The sequence below is a fragment of the Arthrobacter sp. alpha11c genome, from assembly GCF_054149985.1.
The window spans coordinates 1,732,427-1,747,271 of sequence record NZ_CP196747.1; the positions used below are offsets into that span (position 1 = coordinate 1,732,427).

The window sequence follows — 14,845 nt, forward strand, 5'->3', positions numbered from 1 at the left end:
GCGCAAAATCCGGTCGTGTCGAAAGTTTCACCCTCAACTTTAGGCTTAGGGTGATTCAGCCTTCGAAATCCTCAGGTTCCACGTCGTCCAGGAACTCGCGGAAACGCCGCATCTCACGTTCTTCGTCCACACTGGGATCCGGCTCTGAATCTTCGCCTTCATCATGCTCGGTGATCCGGACACCGGCTTCCTCCATGACTGCATCCGCGCACCAAATGCGGCATTTGGCCCGCAATGCAAGGGCCAACGCATCAGAAGCGCGCGAACTGACTACCGTGCCGTCATCGAATTGCAACTGCCCATAGAAGATGTTGTCTTCAACCGCCACGATGTTAACGCTGATGATTGAATGCCCCAGGGACTCCACGACGTCAATCAGGAGATCGTGGGTCATGGGTCGCGGTGGGACAACACCTTGCTGGGCCAGGGCGATGGCACTGGCTTCAGGTGTTCCAATCCAGATGGGGACGTGCCGCTCCCCCTTGATTTCGCGAAGGAGGACCAAGGGCTGGTTGGACGGCAGTTCTATCCGGACGCCGACAATTTCAACTTCGATCATCAGGTGTCCATCCGGGAGATACGGTCGTGGACGAGCGCCCTGTGCAGTGTCAGGCACAGTTCGCTGATTTCACGCGCTGCCTCGGCAGCCCGTGCTTGGGAGGCTGCGTCGCGCCTGGATGTCAGCGGCGCAACCGCTCTTTCCACCAAGCCGAACTCGCGCTCGGCTGCAGCCTGGAACGGCCGGAGATGGCGAGGCTCCAAACCGTGACCCTCCAACTGGACGCAAGCACGCGCAACCTGGAGGGCGTGTTCGTCGAACTTGCCGCCAACGTGGCTGATCAGCCCGAAGCTCAGGAGTGACTCCAGCAAGGGCACGCTTGCACCTGATTCGGTCCGGAGTTGCTCTTCGGTCAGGGCGCGCGCACGGCCTTGGATTTCCGCAGCCATCTCCGCCGAAACCACCCGGGGTGACACCGTGACACCCGGAGGAAGGTTCTCAGGCCGCTCGCCGCGATCAATCGCGTCCAGGTAATCCTTGATGACTTTCAGCGGCAAGTACTGGTCGCGCTGAAGGGCAAGGACAAAACGGAGTCGCTCAACATCACTGTCCGCGTACTGCCTGTATCCGGCAGGGGTCCGCTTGGGATTTATGAGGCCCTTTTCCTCAAGGAAGCGGATTTTGGACGCACTCATACCGGGGAAGTCGTCGCTCAATTGAGCCAGTACTTCCCCAATGTTCAGGACCTGCGGTCCGCGACGTTCCGGCTGGGCCATTGCCACAGGCAGGTACCCCGGGGTCAGACTTGGCCCGCCGGGCGGCCAAGGCTCAAGTAGTAGGTCAGCCGGAATTTGCCGATCTGAACCTCATTACCACTCTTCAACTGCACTCGATCCACGCGGTCGTGGTTCACGTAGGTTCCGTTGAGGCTGCCCATATCCACGAGTTCGAAGCCCGTTGGGGTGCGGTGGAACTCCACGTGCTTGCGGGACACCGTGACGTCATCCAGAAAGATGTCGGCGTCGGGGTGCCTGCCGGCCGTCGTGGTATCGGCGTCCAGGAGGAACCGGGCTCCTGCGTTTGGTCCGCTGTGCGCAATGAGCAAGGCAGAGTCCGGCGGCAGGGCATCAACGGACGCACGCTCTTCGGGTGCAAGCCTGGGTGCAACGCTGGGCTCGTCCCACGTTGGCGTGATGCTGATCGAGGTGGTCTCCGACGTGGGTTGCTCTTCCGCGCCCTTCCCGACATTGGCTTGATTCTGTTCGCCGCCAACCATGGAATTTCCTCCTCATCCGCCGGCAGTTCCAAACCCTGCCAGGCACTTCCGCCTCCCGGTACCGCCGGGCAAATCGGTTGCTGGCCCGCCTTCCCGCGTCCTTGGCTAAAAGAATGCAGCCGGGCGGGCCAGATAACTTTAGCCTACCTGTTGTTCGTACTCCGATGCACTGAGCAGGGAATCCACTGCATCGGCTTCTGCCAGCTTCACTTCAAAAAGCCAACCATCGCCATAAGGATCAGAGTTGATCAGTGCCGGATCCTGGTCCAAAGAGTCATTCCGATTAATGACTTCTCCGCTAACAGGAGCATAGATATCGCTGACGCTCTTGGTGGATTCCACCTCGCCAACAACTTCATTCCCGGTGATCTTGGTGCCGGGTTCGGGCATCTGGGCGTAAACGACGTCACCCAGGGCGTCCTGCGCGAAGTCGGTAATACCAATCCGCACCACGCCATCGGCGTCAGGGGCAGAAACCCACTCGTGCTCTGCGGTGTAGGAAAGATCGGCTGGAATATTGCTCATGGGTCGCCTTTCATCGGGACATTTACGGATCTCGACGGCGGCCCGGGCATCCGGCCACCGCTGAAAGTATAGGCACAATTCCCCTGTGCCTGATGAGGTCTCTGCCATGATTGACCCATGACTGAACAAGCACAAGTACCGGCTCGGAAAAAACGCAATTGGGGCGTCAAAATTATTCTGATCCTGGTGGCATTGCTTGTCGCTGTGGCAGCATACTTCATCCTCGGGGCCATTCTGCCGCGTTGGTGGTCCGACGTCGTGGCGGGGCAGATCCGGCGGGACCTCGCGGCGAGCGTACTGGTGGGCATGTTCTACGGCTTCGTCTTTACCTTCATTCCCCTTGTGGTGGCGTGGCAGGCAACCCACAAGGCTGTCTCATGGCCTTGGAAGATCGTCATTCTGCTGGCGGCCGTCGCCATCGCCACGCCCAACCTGCTGACGGCAGGCATTGTGTTCGGTTCCACCGAATCAGCGCACGCCGGCCAACGCACCTTAAGCGTGGATGCCGGATTCTTCACCACCTGGACCGCGATCTCGGCCGTAGCGGCTGCAGTGATTTTTGTGGTGGTTACTGTTCTTTGGGCCCTGTGGCGCCGGCGGGGCAAGCAGATGCGGGTGTTAAAGCATGCAGAGAGCGAACGAACCAAGGCTACCAAGAGAGCAGAGCAGGAAGCCCGCGACAGCACACCCAAGCCATAACCAGACCTGAGACGCTGAAAGCCCGCCGTGGAACGGTTGAACCGTTCCACGGCGGGCTTTCATTTTCCCCGGTCGGCTTTCACTTTCCCTGATGGGACGTCAGGTGACGGCCGCCCCTTGAGGTTCGCGTTCGACGTCGGGCGTGGCTTTTGCTGCGGGAACTTCCTTGCGCTTGGCTGCTGCAGCGGCAGCAAGCATGACCAGTAACGCGGCCACAGTAATCGCGGTTCCTGCCCAGATGGGCGAGGTGTAGCCCAGGCCAGCCGAAATGGTGACTCCTCCGAGCCAGGCCCCCAGAGCATTACCCAGATTGAAGGCACCAATGTTGGCACCGGATGCCAACGTGGGCGCGGAGGAGGCAAAGTGCATCACGCGCATCTGCAGACCGGGGACTGTAGCGAAACCGAAGCCGCCCATGAGGGCCAATGAGACCAAAGTAGCGATGCTGCTGGATGCGGTGAGGGCGAAGAAAAGCAGGACCAGCACCAAGCCGGCGAGGATGATGACGAGCGATCCGTCCAGGTTTTTGTCGGCCGCCTTCCCGCCCAGGAAGTTGCCGACGAACAGTCCGCCGCCGAAGAGCACCAGCAACCACGGAACTGCGCCAGGCTCAAACCCGGAGACTTCAGTAAGCGTGAAGGCGATGTACGTGAAAGCGCCGAACATGCCGCCGAAACCCAAAATCGTCACCAGGAGGGACAGCCAGACCTGGCCGGATTTGAAGGCACCCAGTTCGCTACGGAGGCCCTTGGTCGGCTCCGCACTCCCCTTCGGCACCATCACCGCGATACCAAGCAGTGCCACCACACCGATTCCGGTGATGGCCCAGAACGTTGAACGCCAGCCCAGGTTCTGGCCAAGGAGCGTGCCGAAAGGAACGCCAAGGACGTTGGCAGCAGTAAGTCCAGTGAACATGATGGCAATGGCACCGGCCTTTTTGTGCGCAGGGACCAGGCTGGCCGCCACCACCGAGCCGATTCCGAAGAACGCACCGTGGCACAACGCCGCAATAATGCGGCCCACAAGCATCGCCGGGTACGAGTCGGCGATAGCGGAGAGGAAGTTGCCGACGATGAACAGAACAAGCAGTCCAACAAGGACGGGCTTGCGCGGAAGCCTGGTAACGGCGGCAGTAACCAGAAGGGCGCCGACTGTCACGCTGAGCGCATAGCCGGAAATGAACCAGCCTGCCGAGGCCTCGCTCACCTGGAAATCTGCCGCTACTTCCGGCAAAAGGCCCATGATGACGAACTCGGTTAATCCGATGCCAAATCCGCCAAGGGCAAGGGCTATCAACCCTGCGGGCATGTGGAACTCCTTAAATGGGTGGCTCCCAAAAGCAAAGTGGATGTGCGCCTCTGGGAACCCGTAGAATAATAGTTGCAGACGCTGTGTATATAGTTGCACACGCTAGATAATTGCGCAAGCAACTACTTTCGGTCGGCTGCACTGATACGCAAACCAAGGCAGGAGCACAACAGGCATGGGCATCAAGGATGACGCCGTAGAAGTACGGGCACAGGGTTGGCGCACCCTCGCTGCCCTGCATGGAAGCATCGAGGCGGAACTCGAGAAAGCACTCCAGGCTTCCACCGAGCTGTCGGTGGTGGAATACACGGTTCTTGACGCCCTGAGCCGCCAGGATGGATGGCACATGCGCATGCAGCAACTTGCCCGGGCCACGGCTCTTTCCAGCAGCGCAACCACCCGCCTGGTCAACCGCCTGGAGGACCGGGGGCTGCTGACGCGGATCCTCTGCGCGGATGATCGGCGCGGGATCTATACCGAGCTCACAGTCGCCGGCCAAAAGCTGCTTGAGGCAGCAAAGCCTGTCCACGATGAGACCCTGGCGTCGGCCCTGGAAGCCGCTGAGCAGGTTCCCGAACTCGAACCCCTGGTACGCGCGCTGGGGGCGCTGCAGAAGGCCTGAGCTTCGACGTCGGGGTCGGCCATTCCCGCCCTTGTTCGCCCTCCTCACCGCACAACGGCGAGAGGAGCGAACAAGAGCGGGCTTGCCGCTGCCCACGCAGATTCGGACTTAACGACCAAAGGCCGGAACCCCGCGTTTCCGCGTGATTCCGGCCTTTATGGTCGGGCTGACAGGATTTGAACCTGCGACCCCTTGACCCCCAGTAACGAGGCCACCATGTCCCCCTATATCCAAGGGGTGTACGTGGTGGCCTCTGTCCTTATATATAGAGGGGTGTCGTTTCCGACAGTTAACTCAAGAATTCGGGAACATCCCCCAGCGTGCACTCACCTGTGCACACACATCCCCTATGTACGGGGCCGACGTTGACTTTTACATCGGGGCGGATCTTTGGGGGTGGCCCGCTTTGGTCTGCTGTCCGATCAATCAGACGCAAATCCAAGCCCAGGGCCAAAGCGAGCAGCTGCGCTCGATCAAAGGGTACGGGCCGAACGCCTGTCTCATAGTTGCTGATCGTTGAGTGGTTGACGCCAACCATCTTCCCCAGCATGTCGAGGCTGAGCTTTAGGTTCCTTCGTTCACGTCTGATGATGTACCCGATTCGGGCGTCAAGGAGAGTCACGAGAACTAGTATGCCCAGAAACGCCGAAGGGTCCGCGCCTACCATGGCAACGGACCCTTCAAAGCGTCTTCATCAAACCATCACGTCTGATCTGCAATTACATTAACACATCTGCACACTCACGCAAGTGCATCTGCAAAAATGTGCATTACGTCAGGTAGTCCGGATCAGGCTCCAAATCCTCAAGCGGGGACGGCACAACCACGCCCGTACGATCCTCCGTGTTCAACTCGGCCATCATCTTCTGGAAACCATCACGGTCAAACTTCGCCATAACTGCCACGATACGAGCAAGGTGCGACAGTCCTCGTGGGATACTTTGCAGCATGAACTCAAGGATCGAGAAGATCGGCAAGACCGGCTTCGCGCTGCACTGCCCAATCCACGGACTGGTTGCCAATGAAAACGATAAGAGTTTGATCGAGGACATGCAGCGGCGGCACGATGAGGCATGTGCCAGACAACCACGGGCCTGACCGTACCGGGAGGCTTCACCTTTCAAGGGCCACAACCCGCCTCACCACTTCCGACTAGTCCTGAGGGGTGCGGCGGCTACCTTTGCCGCGTCACGGGACCCATCCCCGCGGGATGAGTTGCAACCGCGATGCATCCCGCGCAAGCCGTTGACGCCTGGGGCCATCTTCCCCCCAGCATTCACCGCGTCGATGTGATCCGCCGTGAAGCTGCGAGGATCCTTCCAGAACTCCGGGTAAAGCTTCCTATTCTCGAAGTCCCATAAGAACGGACCACCACAACCAGCGCACGGGAGCCCTTGAGCTTGGTACGCCCGCTTCAACGCCTCCCGCTGCGCCACATACCGCCGATCATTCCGGTACGTTTTCATGTCAAAAAATCACCATCTTCTAGATACGCAAAAAGACCCCACGAAAGGGTCTTGAAAAGTGGCAAAAATCCCGCCAATACAGGGATCCCAGCCCTCACGCCGTGGAAAAAAATCCACGGGGGGATATCTGCGCCTAAGCCAGAGGAGGCACAAAAACGGGGGTGGGGAGGGTGCATAGGCCCATGTCCTTCGTTAGAACCGAGCGACTAACCCTCCGATTCGTCTACGAACTTCGCGAGGCTGTCGTCGGTGAGGTTGGGTTCGTGTCCGTCTAGGGGGTCGCTGACGATTCCGATGGGGATGCCTGGGCCAACCATGAGCCTTATCCGTTTTGGCACTTCGCCTTCTAAGTTCAGCGTCACATAGGAGTACGTACCGGAGTTCTGTATTGCTTTGATTGCGTCTGCTACTTCGTCCACCTTTACGTTGTCCGGGATCGCTATCTTTTGGCCTTGGTAGAGGATGAATGCCATGGTGTTCACCTTTGGGTTCGTTGTTGCTCTTCGACGTGGGGTTTAATTGGTGGCGGTTCCGATTAAGATGCGGAACATGAGGAAAATTTGGGGGCTTATCCTGCTTGTATCTGTCGGCCTGACAGGATGTTCAAGCGCTGGCGCGGGCTCCACTCCGAGCAGTGAGCCATCCACTAGCGATACGTCATCTGCTGCCGCACCGTTACTGGCCGCGCCCGCCCCAGCCGAAGCGCTCCCGTCTGCTTTCACAGACGAGAGCGCCCGTGCCCGGTTCCTTGAGGGCGTAAAGAAGAACTGGCGCGGTGGCAATCTTCCATCCGATGACGCGCTAGTTCAGCGGGGCGCCGAATCCTGCGCACTCTTCGATCAGGGACTTACCATGGGCGAGATTGGCGAGCGAGGCGGAAGTACAGAAATCGAGTGGGACAACGCCGGCGCTATTGCCGTATATGCCAGCCGCGTGTTCTGCACCAAGCACAATACGGACAACCTCTAGGGCAGGATCTTCTTGATGTTCCCTGAGCCGTCCATGTAGAGGTTTGGCGTTACGCCGGTCGTGGTTCCAGGGCTCGTGACTTTCAGCCCGCCTTGAACCTCAACCGCGCCGATAAGATCGATCGCGGCGGCCTGCAAACCTGCCTTGCCGCTCCTGGTGAAGACGAATGAGTTCCCCGCTGGGCCGGTGATCTGCGGACCTGATGCAGTCCCGGAGAGGTAGCCCCCCGCGCTGAACTGGACGCTGCCACCAAACAATGACGGATCGACGGTCATGCCGCCAGCGTTGATCTTGCCAGTAGTTACATTGAGGTCGTTCTTGAGCGTGGTCACGCCTTCAACGGACAGCGTGCTTGTCGTTTTCATTGGTCCGTTCACGTTCAAGTCACCTGTAACCGTAGTGTCACCCGCTACGGTAGTTGGGCCGTTCAGGTCGGTCGGACCATTCACTGTGAAGTCGCCTGTCGAAGTGACATCGCCGGCAATAGTTGTCGGGCCGTTGAGGTTGATAGGGCCGGTAGCGGTCAGCGTACCTGTGAGATTGGTTGTGCCGGTGTTCGTGAGGGTCCCGCTAATGGTTGCGGTTCCAGTTACGGAAAGCCCACCGTTTTCGATGGTTATACCGCCGCCGCCGTAGACGGTTATACCGCCGCGCCCGATGCCCATAGCGTTCTGGTTCGTATTGAACTCAAGAGCTCTCAGCCGGCGCAGAATATCGTTCAGGTTGCCCTGACTAAGGTTGTCGATCTGTCCCATTTGGGGTGACTCCAATTCTGATTTTGGGTGTAAAAAAGCCCGCCACGTGCGGGCTCCGTTGCGTGGTGCTTATTTAGTTATTTGTTGTGCTTGCCGAAGTCATCAGGTCGGAACGTGCCATCTAGCACGGCGGCCCAAACCGCGGGGCCTTCACCCCATCCGTAAGGGCGCCCAGCAATCTTGACGCGGTAACAAACACCGCCCCGGAACCAAGCCCTGACCTCACCACGGGGAGACTGGAATCCCTCCTGAGTGATGCGATTAGGGTCAACCTCCGTCTGCACAGCCGGGACGCCCCTGGCTGCCCTCCTACTGCTTGCCATCAGCGATCCTCCACCCCAGCGATGCCATCGCCTTAGGCGTTAATCCGAGAGCTTCCGCGGCATACCTGCACTCCTGAGCTACCCATGCAGTGCCACCATCCCCAGTCAGCAACCTAGTTTCATAGGCCACAAGCAAGGCAACAGTCCCGCGGCACGAATCGTCCCACTGCGTAGCCTGCGGCGACTCCCAAAGCTCAGCCCAGCGAGCCTGTTCAACGTCGCTCCAGTCCCGCGACTGAGGAAGATCCGGGACAGGCAGCGTGCAACCCTCCGCAGGAAGCTCCACGAGTGCGGCCCGGATAGCCGCTGACTGAGGTCTGTAAGCCCGTGAATTCGGCTTGGTCATGTTCCTTTGAGTACCCAAGAATGGGCCTCCTTTCAGGGTCGTGAATGAGGTTGAGCGGTTGGCACACTTCCCGACGACCTCACCATCGGTGTCGTTTGATGGGGGTGGGGGAAGGGTGTGGGCCAGGGTGTTTTAAGACACGTGGTCATGCCGGGCTTGTGCTTTATTTGTTCGTGGCTACAGTGAGCACCATGAATAACCAAGGGAAACTCTTTAAGGTCACTGCTATTGCTGGCGCTGCGGGCGTCTTACTATCTGTAGTTCTAATGGTTGCTTTTGGCGGGGTGACTGGTGGCGCAGTCGGTGTTCTCACAACGGCGGTTGTTGCCCTTCTGGTGCTTGGAGCTATTGCCATTTGTGTTGCTTTGGCCGCTTATAAGGAACAAGGGCGTAAGCCGGGTAACACTCCGCTTATCTTCGCGGTGATTGCATTCCCTCTTGGCTTCGTCCTGGTATTCGTTTCCGCTGTATCCCACTTCCCATTACTGACGATGATTGCGCTGCTTTCGATGGCTACTAGCGTTCCAGCTCTCATCATCGGAATCGTTAAGAAGCTGTCCGTGAAAGCCCCAGCAGCGCCAGTTGCTACCGAGGCTGCGCCGTAATTGTTGTCTCGTTGAAAATCCCCCAAAGCGTACAGAGAATAATCAGCCTCCCCGGCGGGAAAATTTCTGAGGGGTGGCGTAAGGGAAAGTCCCCAGGTGGTGCGCGTCAGCGAGGTGCGCGCACCACCTGTTGCCTTTGGTTCAGTTGAGCTGCATGTTGCCGGCTGTAATCGTGGCGAGGCTCAGCCATTCCTGTTTGGGCGTGTTGAATACTCGCTGCCCGGTTGCGTTGTTCGGGAAGTTGGTAATCGCACCTGAGGTGATGCCTGTGTCTGGGTGGACGAAGCAGGCGGTGTAGTCGGTGATGGGGTCTGAGTTGGTGTAGAAGGGCTGCGGTGGGAGTCCGAGGGTGCGGGACAGCCTCACGCGCAGGTTCTTGATGCGTTCAAGTGATGTGATGTGGGTGGGCAGTTCATTCCAGAGTGTCGCTGCTGTCTGACTGTTGAGGTCGAGCACGTCTTGTGCTGTTGAGGTCGGGGTGATGCCAGCCTTCACGGAACGTGCTAGGTGATCTGCTGCCTCGTCGAAGACTGGGCGAAGTTCCTTGATGTACCTCGAAGCGTCGTCCGCCATAGCTTCGGCTGTTTCCTTCACCACTTGGTCTTGGAGGTTGGCTGCGATCATGTTGATTGCGGGCTGACCGGGGAACGCTATGGCCCGGACCCTGGCGACTTGAAAGGCATGTTCGACTGCTTGTTCTTCGGTGAGGTCAATCAACTTCACGGCGGGAACGGCCGAGATTGTTTGCTGCATGAGGACTTCGTAGAGGTGGAGCCCGTGGGATACCTTTTCGTTGGGTTCGATACCGTAGGGCGCGGCGCCGTCTACGATGTCGCGGAGGTCGTTGATGTTGAGGAGTGGACTGAATTTGAAAGCCATGGACGTTCCTTACTTGGTGGGGAAGATCTGGTTGTAGAGCGCGTCTTCTTCTTCGGTCAGCTCGATGCCTTTTGGCTTGTAGATGCTGTCGTAGAACGCGTCGTCTTCGTTGGATTGCGGGTCGTCGGTCTGTGGATCGTTGGTCATTTCTGCTTCTTTCGTGGCAACATTTCAGGTCCGTGGACTGCGAAGGTGCTCACCCTCGGTGGTGTTGATCGGGGCCTCTTGGGTTATGGTCCCCTGGCCTACATAGGTGCGTAGTTCGGCTTCCACCTCGTCGTACTCCTGCTGTAGCAAGTTCAGCTTCCGGTGCGCACGAGTGATGATGTCCTGCCGTGTAGCGGCCAGCTTCTTCCAGTACTCAAGGGATCCATGCGGGTAGCGGGTAACCGTCATGCTTGCCTCTCTCGTTGCTGGTACATGGATAGTTGCGCCTCAGCGGCGCGAGCTCTGCGCATCCAATGAGTGGCTTCTTGCTGGGCGTGCTCGGCTTTCAGCTTCCACACGGCGGACTGAGCTGGGTAGTCGTAGGTAGCTATTTGTTTTTCGGTCCAGTCGTAAGCCACGGCTAGTTCCCTTTCTGGTGACGGGTGACGTTGGCGACAGCACGTGTCGCGGTCGGATCGGCGTGCAGTCCGCGTCCGTGGCTTCGTTCACGGGCCGGGGAGTTCTTGAGCGCTAGAAGTTCTTGTTGGTAGGAGACGGCAAGACGTTGGAAGTGCATTGCTCGAAACTTCCAATAGGCGGTCAATTCCGAATCATTCATGCCGTAACTCCTTGCACGAGGATGATGTCGTGGTGGCCGTTGCAGCGGCGTCCGCAGCCTGTTGCGTCGATGAATTGTTTGGACGCTTCCGCCTGTGCTGCATCGGTCCACAGAGAGACGCTTGGAGCGTCGCACCATGCGATGAGCGCAATGTTTCCCTTGCCACGGATCCATAGGTGACGCGGTATTGCGCAGGCTAGGAAGGTCCGTGACGTTCGATGCTGGCGGGTGCACTTGTGGATCCGGTATGTCTTCACGCTGCCTCCCCGAATGGTTCTGCGTATTGTGCGGATTGTGCGGTGCCGTCTTCGGTTTCGAACATGCTCCGGTGAGGCACGTACATCTGTGACGCTTTCCGGCCCGGTCCTGAGTGGACGGGCATTTCCACTCTGAATACCCAGTCGTGTTCCAGGAGAACCATCAGCGCTTCTCTTATGGATGCTGAATCAGGAAAGACTGATCTGCTTGCCTTAGTCAGCAGATCCCTTTCGGTGAAGCTGAATAGCTTGGTGTTCTTTATCAGCATCCTCAGTTCCTTTGCCTTCCTGTGAGGATCCGCCGTACCCATGAGATGGAAAGCAGCGATTGCGTGTTGAGAAAAGTGATCTGCCATTGCTGCCGCACAATCCGCAGTATCCGCAGAAAGCATTTCGTTCGGTGATTTGCCGGATGCTAAGTGGAGGATTCCCGCGAACCTGGCTGTTGTCCCTGCAAGCTTCGATCCCCAGCCAATGACACGAGGATCACCCAGCAGGCCTCCCGGCCTTAGATCCGCCTCTATGACCCTCTGCCAGTCCGTAAAGAGCTTTGTAGCGTCTGGGTCCATCCGGATTACTGTCGGCTCACCCGGCACTACTGCTGACCGTGCCAAAGTCCTTACGTGGTGGTGGTAGGTAGCTTTGACCGCGGCGGGGACAGGTTGCGCCTCCACTGATCGAAAGCCAACACTGGACTTGGGCACTGTGAACAGAAAGCGTTCCAGTTCACCTTTCGATTTCTCAGGGGATCCCGAACCGATCTGTCGAAGGACCGCAGGCTGAACCGTGAGGTTCATATTCAGGCAGACTGAGGGTATCCGCTCGGTGGGTCGCCCCTTTCGGTCCACAGTCATTGCATCGCCAGCGTGGCCCTTGAGAAGAATGTCCATGTTTGGCATGCCCCCGCTGTACCGGCCGGCAAAGATGTCAAATATCCCACCCTCAGCCGAGGCGACAGATATCCTTCCACCGTTGTCCGCAGCCAATGAAGTAAGAGCCTCGGGTGTTGCATCATCTGCCAGGAGCCTCGGCAGGGTGAGGATCGGGATGTCATCGGCGGCTTGTACGGCTGCGAGATACTGGTCCTCAGTCTTCTTCCCGTTCATGACCTGTTTGCGAACATTCTCGGCGGTGTCTTCGCGCAGCTTCTTGAGCGTTGCTTGGCGCAGCACTTCTGGCTTGGCGGCCTCAATAAGTTCCATTTCCACTTCGCGTAGTGGCGTTGTGGCGAGGTTGAATACTGCTGATTTCCGGTTGCCTGGAGGCAGTGCGCACGCTAAATAGAGGTTCAAAGGTTCTTCCCAACCGGGCGCCGCCTGGATCCTGTTCTTACCTGATACGGCAGCGGACATGACCCCTAGTGTCACGGAAGCGGCAAGGTCCAACGGGGTCTGCGTTGCTTCTGCCGCCGCTTCAACAAAGGCCCGCCACCATGACGGGAGTGCGCTAGTAGGAAAGGCCGGTACGGTGGGCTCCACATGCAACGGTGACGGAACTGTAAGCGATGCCTCGTGTTCGGCAGACGAGATGGCTTCTGCCATTTCGGGGGTGACTTCCTTCACTCGGTCACCTCGCCAAAGTAGCCGTGCACGCCTGGTGTTTCGGTGGTTTCGAGGTGCCTCTTGATCTCCAAGCTGATATAGAGGCTGGTGCTGATGAAGGGTTGCGCGCTTGGGGCGGCGGGTCGATATGTTCTGAGCCTGTGCATGGTGTCCTTGGTTTCGGTCGGGACAAAGAATGTTGTTGGTGTCTTTGGCCAGCGCAGGGTGCTCATGTCCTGCGTGGCTTGGTTGGTGTCTACTGTCTGCTGATCACGCCGCGTTCTGCGGGCAGTTCGGTGAGTTGTGTCTGAGGTGAGGTGAACGCTGCGGCGACGGTGCGGCGCGTCAGTTCCTCTACGCCCATGACGGTTACTCCACCGCTGCCGTAAGTGTGCGCTTGAAGCAGTCCGCGTATCGGGCCTGCTGACCACTCGGGGCGGATTTCAGCAACGAACGCGGCAAGCTTGATTGCCTGGTTCATCGTCATGCGGCGGACATCGGGCATGGTGTTAGTGCTGTTACTCATATGAATAAGACCTTTTGTCAGTATTTGTGATGGTTTTGGTAGTGCATCCCTTGGGCTCCCTCCCAGAGAGCGGTTCGGGGGGTTTCGCGTCAGCGTGGTGGGCTGATTGCCGCGATTATTTCGCTGGCTTTGTACAACTGTTGTGATCCGTCTTCGAGGACGATCAGCACCAGATCTGGGCCAACGAGGTCAAAAACAATGGGCGCCGTGCCCGTGGTGCTCCTGACCGTGGTAGCCATGAGTCACCTGAGTAACTCATCTGTAACGACGGTCAGGTCCTCTGGGTGGTGCTGCTCGCGGTGGCCGTCAGGGTAAGTGACAAAGACGCCATGCCTAGTCACGCGCCACACCTTCCCTACCGGGCCGCGGGTCTGGCCGTAAATCCCAACAAACTGCACTCGCTTGCCCGCGAACTTCGCTTTCATTTCTTCGAGGCTCATTAGGCTGCGCTCTGCTGCACGGTGCCTGAGTCGAGCATTTCGTTGATGACGCGGGTGCTGATCAGGATTCGGCTCCCAAGGCGTATGCAGGGGATATCCCCACGCTGTACAGCCTCGTAAGCTTGGCGCCGACCAATGCCCATAAGCGCGGCTAGTTCGTCAACGGTCGCAGTAGCTTTGGTGAGAATTCGCTCCACCTCTGCCGAGTAGGCAACTGACATCAGATTTCCCTTCTGTGTTCTGACGGGACAGAAGCTGCGTATCTTGTCCCTCTGCAACAATAATAACCATAGGTGTTGCGAAAGCACAATAGGTCATGAGATTGTGTTGTTATGGGACAAATCGAACCGCGGCATTGGGCGTCATCTGTTGCTGCTCGCGTTGGTAAAAACATCCAGTCAGCAAGGAAGCTCGCTTCCATGTCTGCGCAGGACCTAAGCGCGGCCTGTGAAGCAATCGGCTACCCGATCCCCCGAAGCACAATCGCCAACATTGAGTACGGGGCGAAAGGAGACGGTTTCACTTCAAGAAGTGCTCATCATCGGGCGAATCCTGGGCGATTCCGCCCCTCGCCCTCATCTACTCCCCCTACGACGGGGCTACGGCCATTAACCGACGTCACCCCGTCAGACGTAGAACTGTCCGTCGATGCCGCCGAGAAGTTTTGCTTTGACGGAGAGGGAGAGGAATCCGGGCTAGGTTCTTTGCTCGAGCTAACGCTGTCAGTAAGGGGGTTAGAGCAAGCCGCGCACTACTCATTGCGCGCGGCCCGGTCGACGCTGGTAGGTCATGCCGACTCAAAGTTTCCTACCGGGGCGAGCCCCAAGGAGTTTGTTGAGCAAGCAGCCCTAGATGAAGAACGTCGCAGCCGCGAGGCTGAGACGTATAGGAACGTGGCCATCCAGACAGTGAGAAGGGCTTACGCCAAGCGCAAGGAAATGGAGCAGGCCAATATCCCCACGTGGGAAGTTCCAGATGACCTGAAGGAGATTTACGCCCAAGTGAAGATCGAAATCGAATCCGGGACAAAGGAGTGACACAAG

25 protein-coding genes are annotated in these 14,845 nt (G+C 58.2%); 6 read left to right on the forward strand and 19 right to left on the reverse strand.

Annotated features, from left to right (window positions below; genetic code table 11):
• Positions 1 to 55: 55 nt before the first annotated feature.
• The 4 genes from ACTAQJ_RS07905 to gcvH all read right to left on the reverse strand — a co-directional run bounded on the left by ACTAQJ_RS07905 (position 56) and on the right by gcvH (position 2,300).
• Positions 56 to 559, reverse strand: coding sequence for a bifunctional nuclease family protein (locus ACTAQJ_RS07905; RefSeq protein WP_216922920.1), 504 nt, complete (start codon positions 557 to 559; stop codon positions 56 to 58).
• The gene (gene ftsR, locus ACTAQJ_RS07910; RefSeq protein ID WP_431119622.1) at positions 559 to 1,275 is read right to left on the reverse strand and encodes a transcriptional regulator FtsR; all 717 of its coding nucleotides are present in this window, start codon (positions 1,273 to 1,275) and stop codon (positions 559 to 561) included. The genes ACTAQJ_RS07905 and ftsR overlap by 1 nt, the downstream gene beginning before the upstream one ends.
• A gap of 23 nt (positions 1,276 to 1,298) precedes the next feature.
• Entirely contained in the window at positions 1,299 to 1,775 is a 477-nt protein-coding gene (locus ACTAQJ_RS07915; protein WP_431119621.1) for an FHA domain-containing protein, read from the reverse strand.
• A gap of 138 nt (positions 1,776 to 1,913) precedes the next feature.
• Positions 1,914 to 2,300, reverse strand: coding sequence for a glycine cleavage system protein GcvH (gene gcvH / locus ACTAQJ_RS07920; protein WP_216922914.1), 387 nt, complete (start codon positions 2,298 to 2,300; stop codon positions 1,914 to 1,916).
• Positions 2,301 to 2,417: 117 nt separating this feature from the next.
• Here gcvH and ACTAQJ_RS07925 point away from each other — a divergent pair, with 117 nt between their 5' ends.
• Complete coding sequence (locus ACTAQJ_RS07925; RefSeq protein ID WP_498701624.1) at positions 2,418 to 2,999, forward strand: hypothetical protein; 582 nt, start codon at positions 2,418 to 2,420, stop codon at positions 2,997 to 2,999.
• Positions 3,000 to 3,098: 99 nt separating this feature from the next.
• On the opposite strand, the gene ACTAQJ_RS07930 is transcribed toward ACTAQJ_RS07925, so the two are convergent.
• Positions 3,099 to 4,307 carry an MFS transporter gene (locus tag ACTAQJ_RS07930; protein ID WP_498701625.1) on the reverse strand — a complete coding sequence of 403 codons (1,209 nt, stop codon included), beginning with the start codon at positions 4,305 to 4,307 and terminating at the stop codon, positions 3,099 to 3,101.
• 175 nt (positions 4,308 to 4,482) lie between these two features.
• Between ACTAQJ_RS07930 and ACTAQJ_RS07935 the strand changes: the two genes are divergently transcribed.
• Positions 4,483 to 4,929 (forward strand): MarR family winged helix-turn-helix transcriptional regulator, encoded by a 447-nt coding sequence (locus tag ACTAQJ_RS07935; protein ID WP_216922909.1) that lies wholly within the window; start codon positions 4,483 to 4,485, stop codon positions 4,927 to 4,929.
• A 289-nt stretch (positions 4,930 to 5,218) separates the two neighbouring features.
• Here ACTAQJ_RS07935 and ACTAQJ_RS07940 read toward each other — a convergent pair whose 3' ends face one another.
• Together ACTAQJ_RS07940 and ACTAQJ_RS07945 are read right to left on the reverse strand one after the other, a co-directional pair.
• Positions 5,219 to 5,596, reverse strand: a complete 378-nt coding sequence (locus tag ACTAQJ_RS07940) for a helix-turn-helix domain-containing protein (protein ID WP_498701626.1) — start codon at positions 5,594 to 5,596, stop codon at positions 5,219 to 5,221.
• A gap of 103 nt (positions 5,597 to 5,699) precedes the next feature.
• Entirely contained in the window at positions 5,700 to 5,825 is a 126-nt protein-coding gene (locus ACTAQJ_RS07945; protein ID WP_498701627.1) for a hypothetical protein, read from the reverse strand.
• A 52-nt stretch (positions 5,826 to 5,877) separates the two neighbouring features.
• Here ACTAQJ_RS07945 and ACTAQJ_RS07950 point away from each other — a divergent pair, with 52 nt between their 5' ends.
• Positions 5,878 to 6,027 (forward strand): hypothetical protein, encoded by a 150-nt coding sequence (locus ACTAQJ_RS07950; protein WP_498701628.1) that lies wholly within the window; start codon positions 5,878 to 5,880, stop codon positions 6,025 to 6,027.
• Between the two features lie 574 nt (positions 6,028 to 6,601).
• On the opposite strand, the gene ACTAQJ_RS07955 is transcribed toward ACTAQJ_RS07950, so the two are convergent.
• The gene (locus ACTAQJ_RS07955) at positions 6,602 to 6,868 is read right to left on the reverse strand and encodes a hypothetical protein (protein WP_498701629.1); all 267 of its coding nucleotides are present in this window, start codon (positions 6,866 to 6,868) and stop codon (positions 6,602 to 6,604) included.
• Positions 6,869 to 6,944: 76 nt separating this feature from the next.
• Between ACTAQJ_RS07955 and ACTAQJ_RS07960 the strand changes: the two genes are divergently transcribed.
• A complete protein-coding gene (locus ACTAQJ_RS07960; protein WP_498701630.1) occupies positions 6,945 to 7,364 on the forward strand; it encodes a hypothetical protein in 420 nt (139 codons plus the stop codon).
• Here the strand turns inward: ACTAQJ_RS07960 and ACTAQJ_RS07965 are convergent.
• Together ACTAQJ_RS07965 and ACTAQJ_RS07970 are read right to left on the reverse strand one after the other, a co-directional pair.
• Positions 7,361 to 8,119, reverse strand: coding sequence for a hypothetical protein (locus ACTAQJ_RS07965; protein ID WP_498701631.1), 759 nt, complete (start codon positions 8,117 to 8,119; stop codon positions 7,361 to 7,363). The genes ACTAQJ_RS07960 and ACTAQJ_RS07965 overlap by 4 nt on opposite strands.
• A gap of 309 nt (positions 8,120 to 8,428) precedes the next feature.
• On the reverse strand, positions 8,429 to 8,788 hold the full coding sequence (locus tag ACTAQJ_RS07970; RefSeq protein ID WP_498701632.1) for a phage terminase small subunit: 360 nt from the start codon (positions 8,786 to 8,788) through the stop codon (positions 8,429 to 8,431).
• A 191-nt stretch (positions 8,789 to 8,979) separates the two neighbouring features.
• Here ACTAQJ_RS07970 and ACTAQJ_RS07975 point away from each other — a divergent pair, with 191 nt between their 5' ends.
• The gene (locus ACTAQJ_RS07975) at positions 8,980 to 9,393 is read left to right on the forward strand and encodes a hypothetical protein (RefSeq protein WP_498701633.1); all 414 of its coding nucleotides are present in this window, start codon (positions 8,980 to 8,982) and stop codon (positions 9,391 to 9,393) included.
• A 141-nt stretch (positions 9,394 to 9,534) separates the two neighbouring features.
• Here the strand turns inward: ACTAQJ_RS07975 and ACTAQJ_RS07980 are convergent, their stop codons facing one another.
• The 9 genes from ACTAQJ_RS07980 to ACTAQJ_RS08020 form a co-directional block, all read right to left on the reverse strand.
• Positions 9,535 to 10,272 (reverse strand): hypothetical protein, encoded by a 738-nt coding sequence (locus tag ACTAQJ_RS07980; protein ID WP_498701634.1) that lies wholly within the window; start codon positions 10,270 to 10,272, stop codon positions 9,535 to 9,537.
• A gap of 9 nt (positions 10,273 to 10,281) precedes the next feature.
• Positions 10,282 to 10,419, reverse strand: a complete 138-nt coding sequence (locus ACTAQJ_RS07985; protein WP_498701635.1) for a hypothetical protein — start codon at positions 10,417 to 10,419, stop codon at positions 10,282 to 10,284.
• Between the two features lie 24 nt (positions 10,420 to 10,443).
• Entirely contained in the window at positions 10,444 to 10,668 is a 225-nt protein-coding gene (locus tag ACTAQJ_RS07990; protein WP_498701636.1) for a hypothetical protein, read from the reverse strand.
• Between the two features lie 172 nt (positions 10,669 to 10,840).
• The gene (locus ACTAQJ_RS07995) at positions 10,841 to 11,038 is read right to left on the reverse strand and encodes a hypothetical protein (protein WP_498701637.1); all 198 of its coding nucleotides are present in this window, start codon (positions 11,036 to 11,038) and stop codon (positions 10,841 to 10,843) included.
• Between the two features lie 253 nt (positions 11,039 to 11,291).
• Positions 11,292 to 12,647 (reverse strand): YfjI family protein, encoded by a 1,356-nt coding sequence (locus ACTAQJ_RS08000; protein ID WP_498701638.1) that lies wholly within the window; start codon positions 12,645 to 12,647, stop codon positions 11,292 to 11,294.
• Positions 12,648 to 12,853: 206 nt separating this feature from the next.
• Complete coding sequence (locus ACTAQJ_RS08005; protein ID WP_498701639.1) at positions 12,854 to 13,069, reverse strand: hypothetical protein; 216 nt, start codon at positions 13,067 to 13,069, stop codon at positions 12,854 to 12,856.
• A gap of 23 nt (positions 13,070 to 13,092) precedes the next feature.
• Positions 13,093 to 13,362 (reverse strand): hypothetical protein, encoded by a 270-nt coding sequence (locus tag ACTAQJ_RS08010; protein WP_498701640.1) that lies wholly within the window; start codon positions 13,360 to 13,362, stop codon positions 13,093 to 13,095.
• An 89-nt stretch (positions 13,363 to 13,451) separates the two neighbouring features.
• On the reverse strand, positions 13,452 to 13,601 hold the full coding sequence (locus ACTAQJ_RS08015) for a hypothetical protein (RefSeq protein WP_498701641.1): 150 nt from the start codon (positions 13,599 to 13,601) through the stop codon (positions 13,452 to 13,454).
• A gap of 200 nt (positions 13,602 to 13,801) precedes the next feature.
• A complete protein-coding gene (locus ACTAQJ_RS08020) occupies positions 13,802 to 14,023 on the reverse strand; it encodes a helix-turn-helix domain-containing protein (RefSeq protein ID WP_498701642.1) in 222 nt (73 codons plus the stop codon).
• Positions 14,024 to 14,695: 672 nt separating this feature from the next.
• On the opposite strand from ACTAQJ_RS08020, the gene ACTAQJ_RS08025 reads away from it, so the two are divergent.
• The gene (locus tag ACTAQJ_RS08025) at positions 14,696 to 14,839 is read left to right on the forward strand and encodes a hypothetical protein (RefSeq protein WP_498701643.1); all 144 of its coding nucleotides are present in this window, start codon (positions 14,696 to 14,698) and stop codon (positions 14,837 to 14,839) included.
• Positions 14,840 to 14,845: the final 6 nt, after the last annotated feature.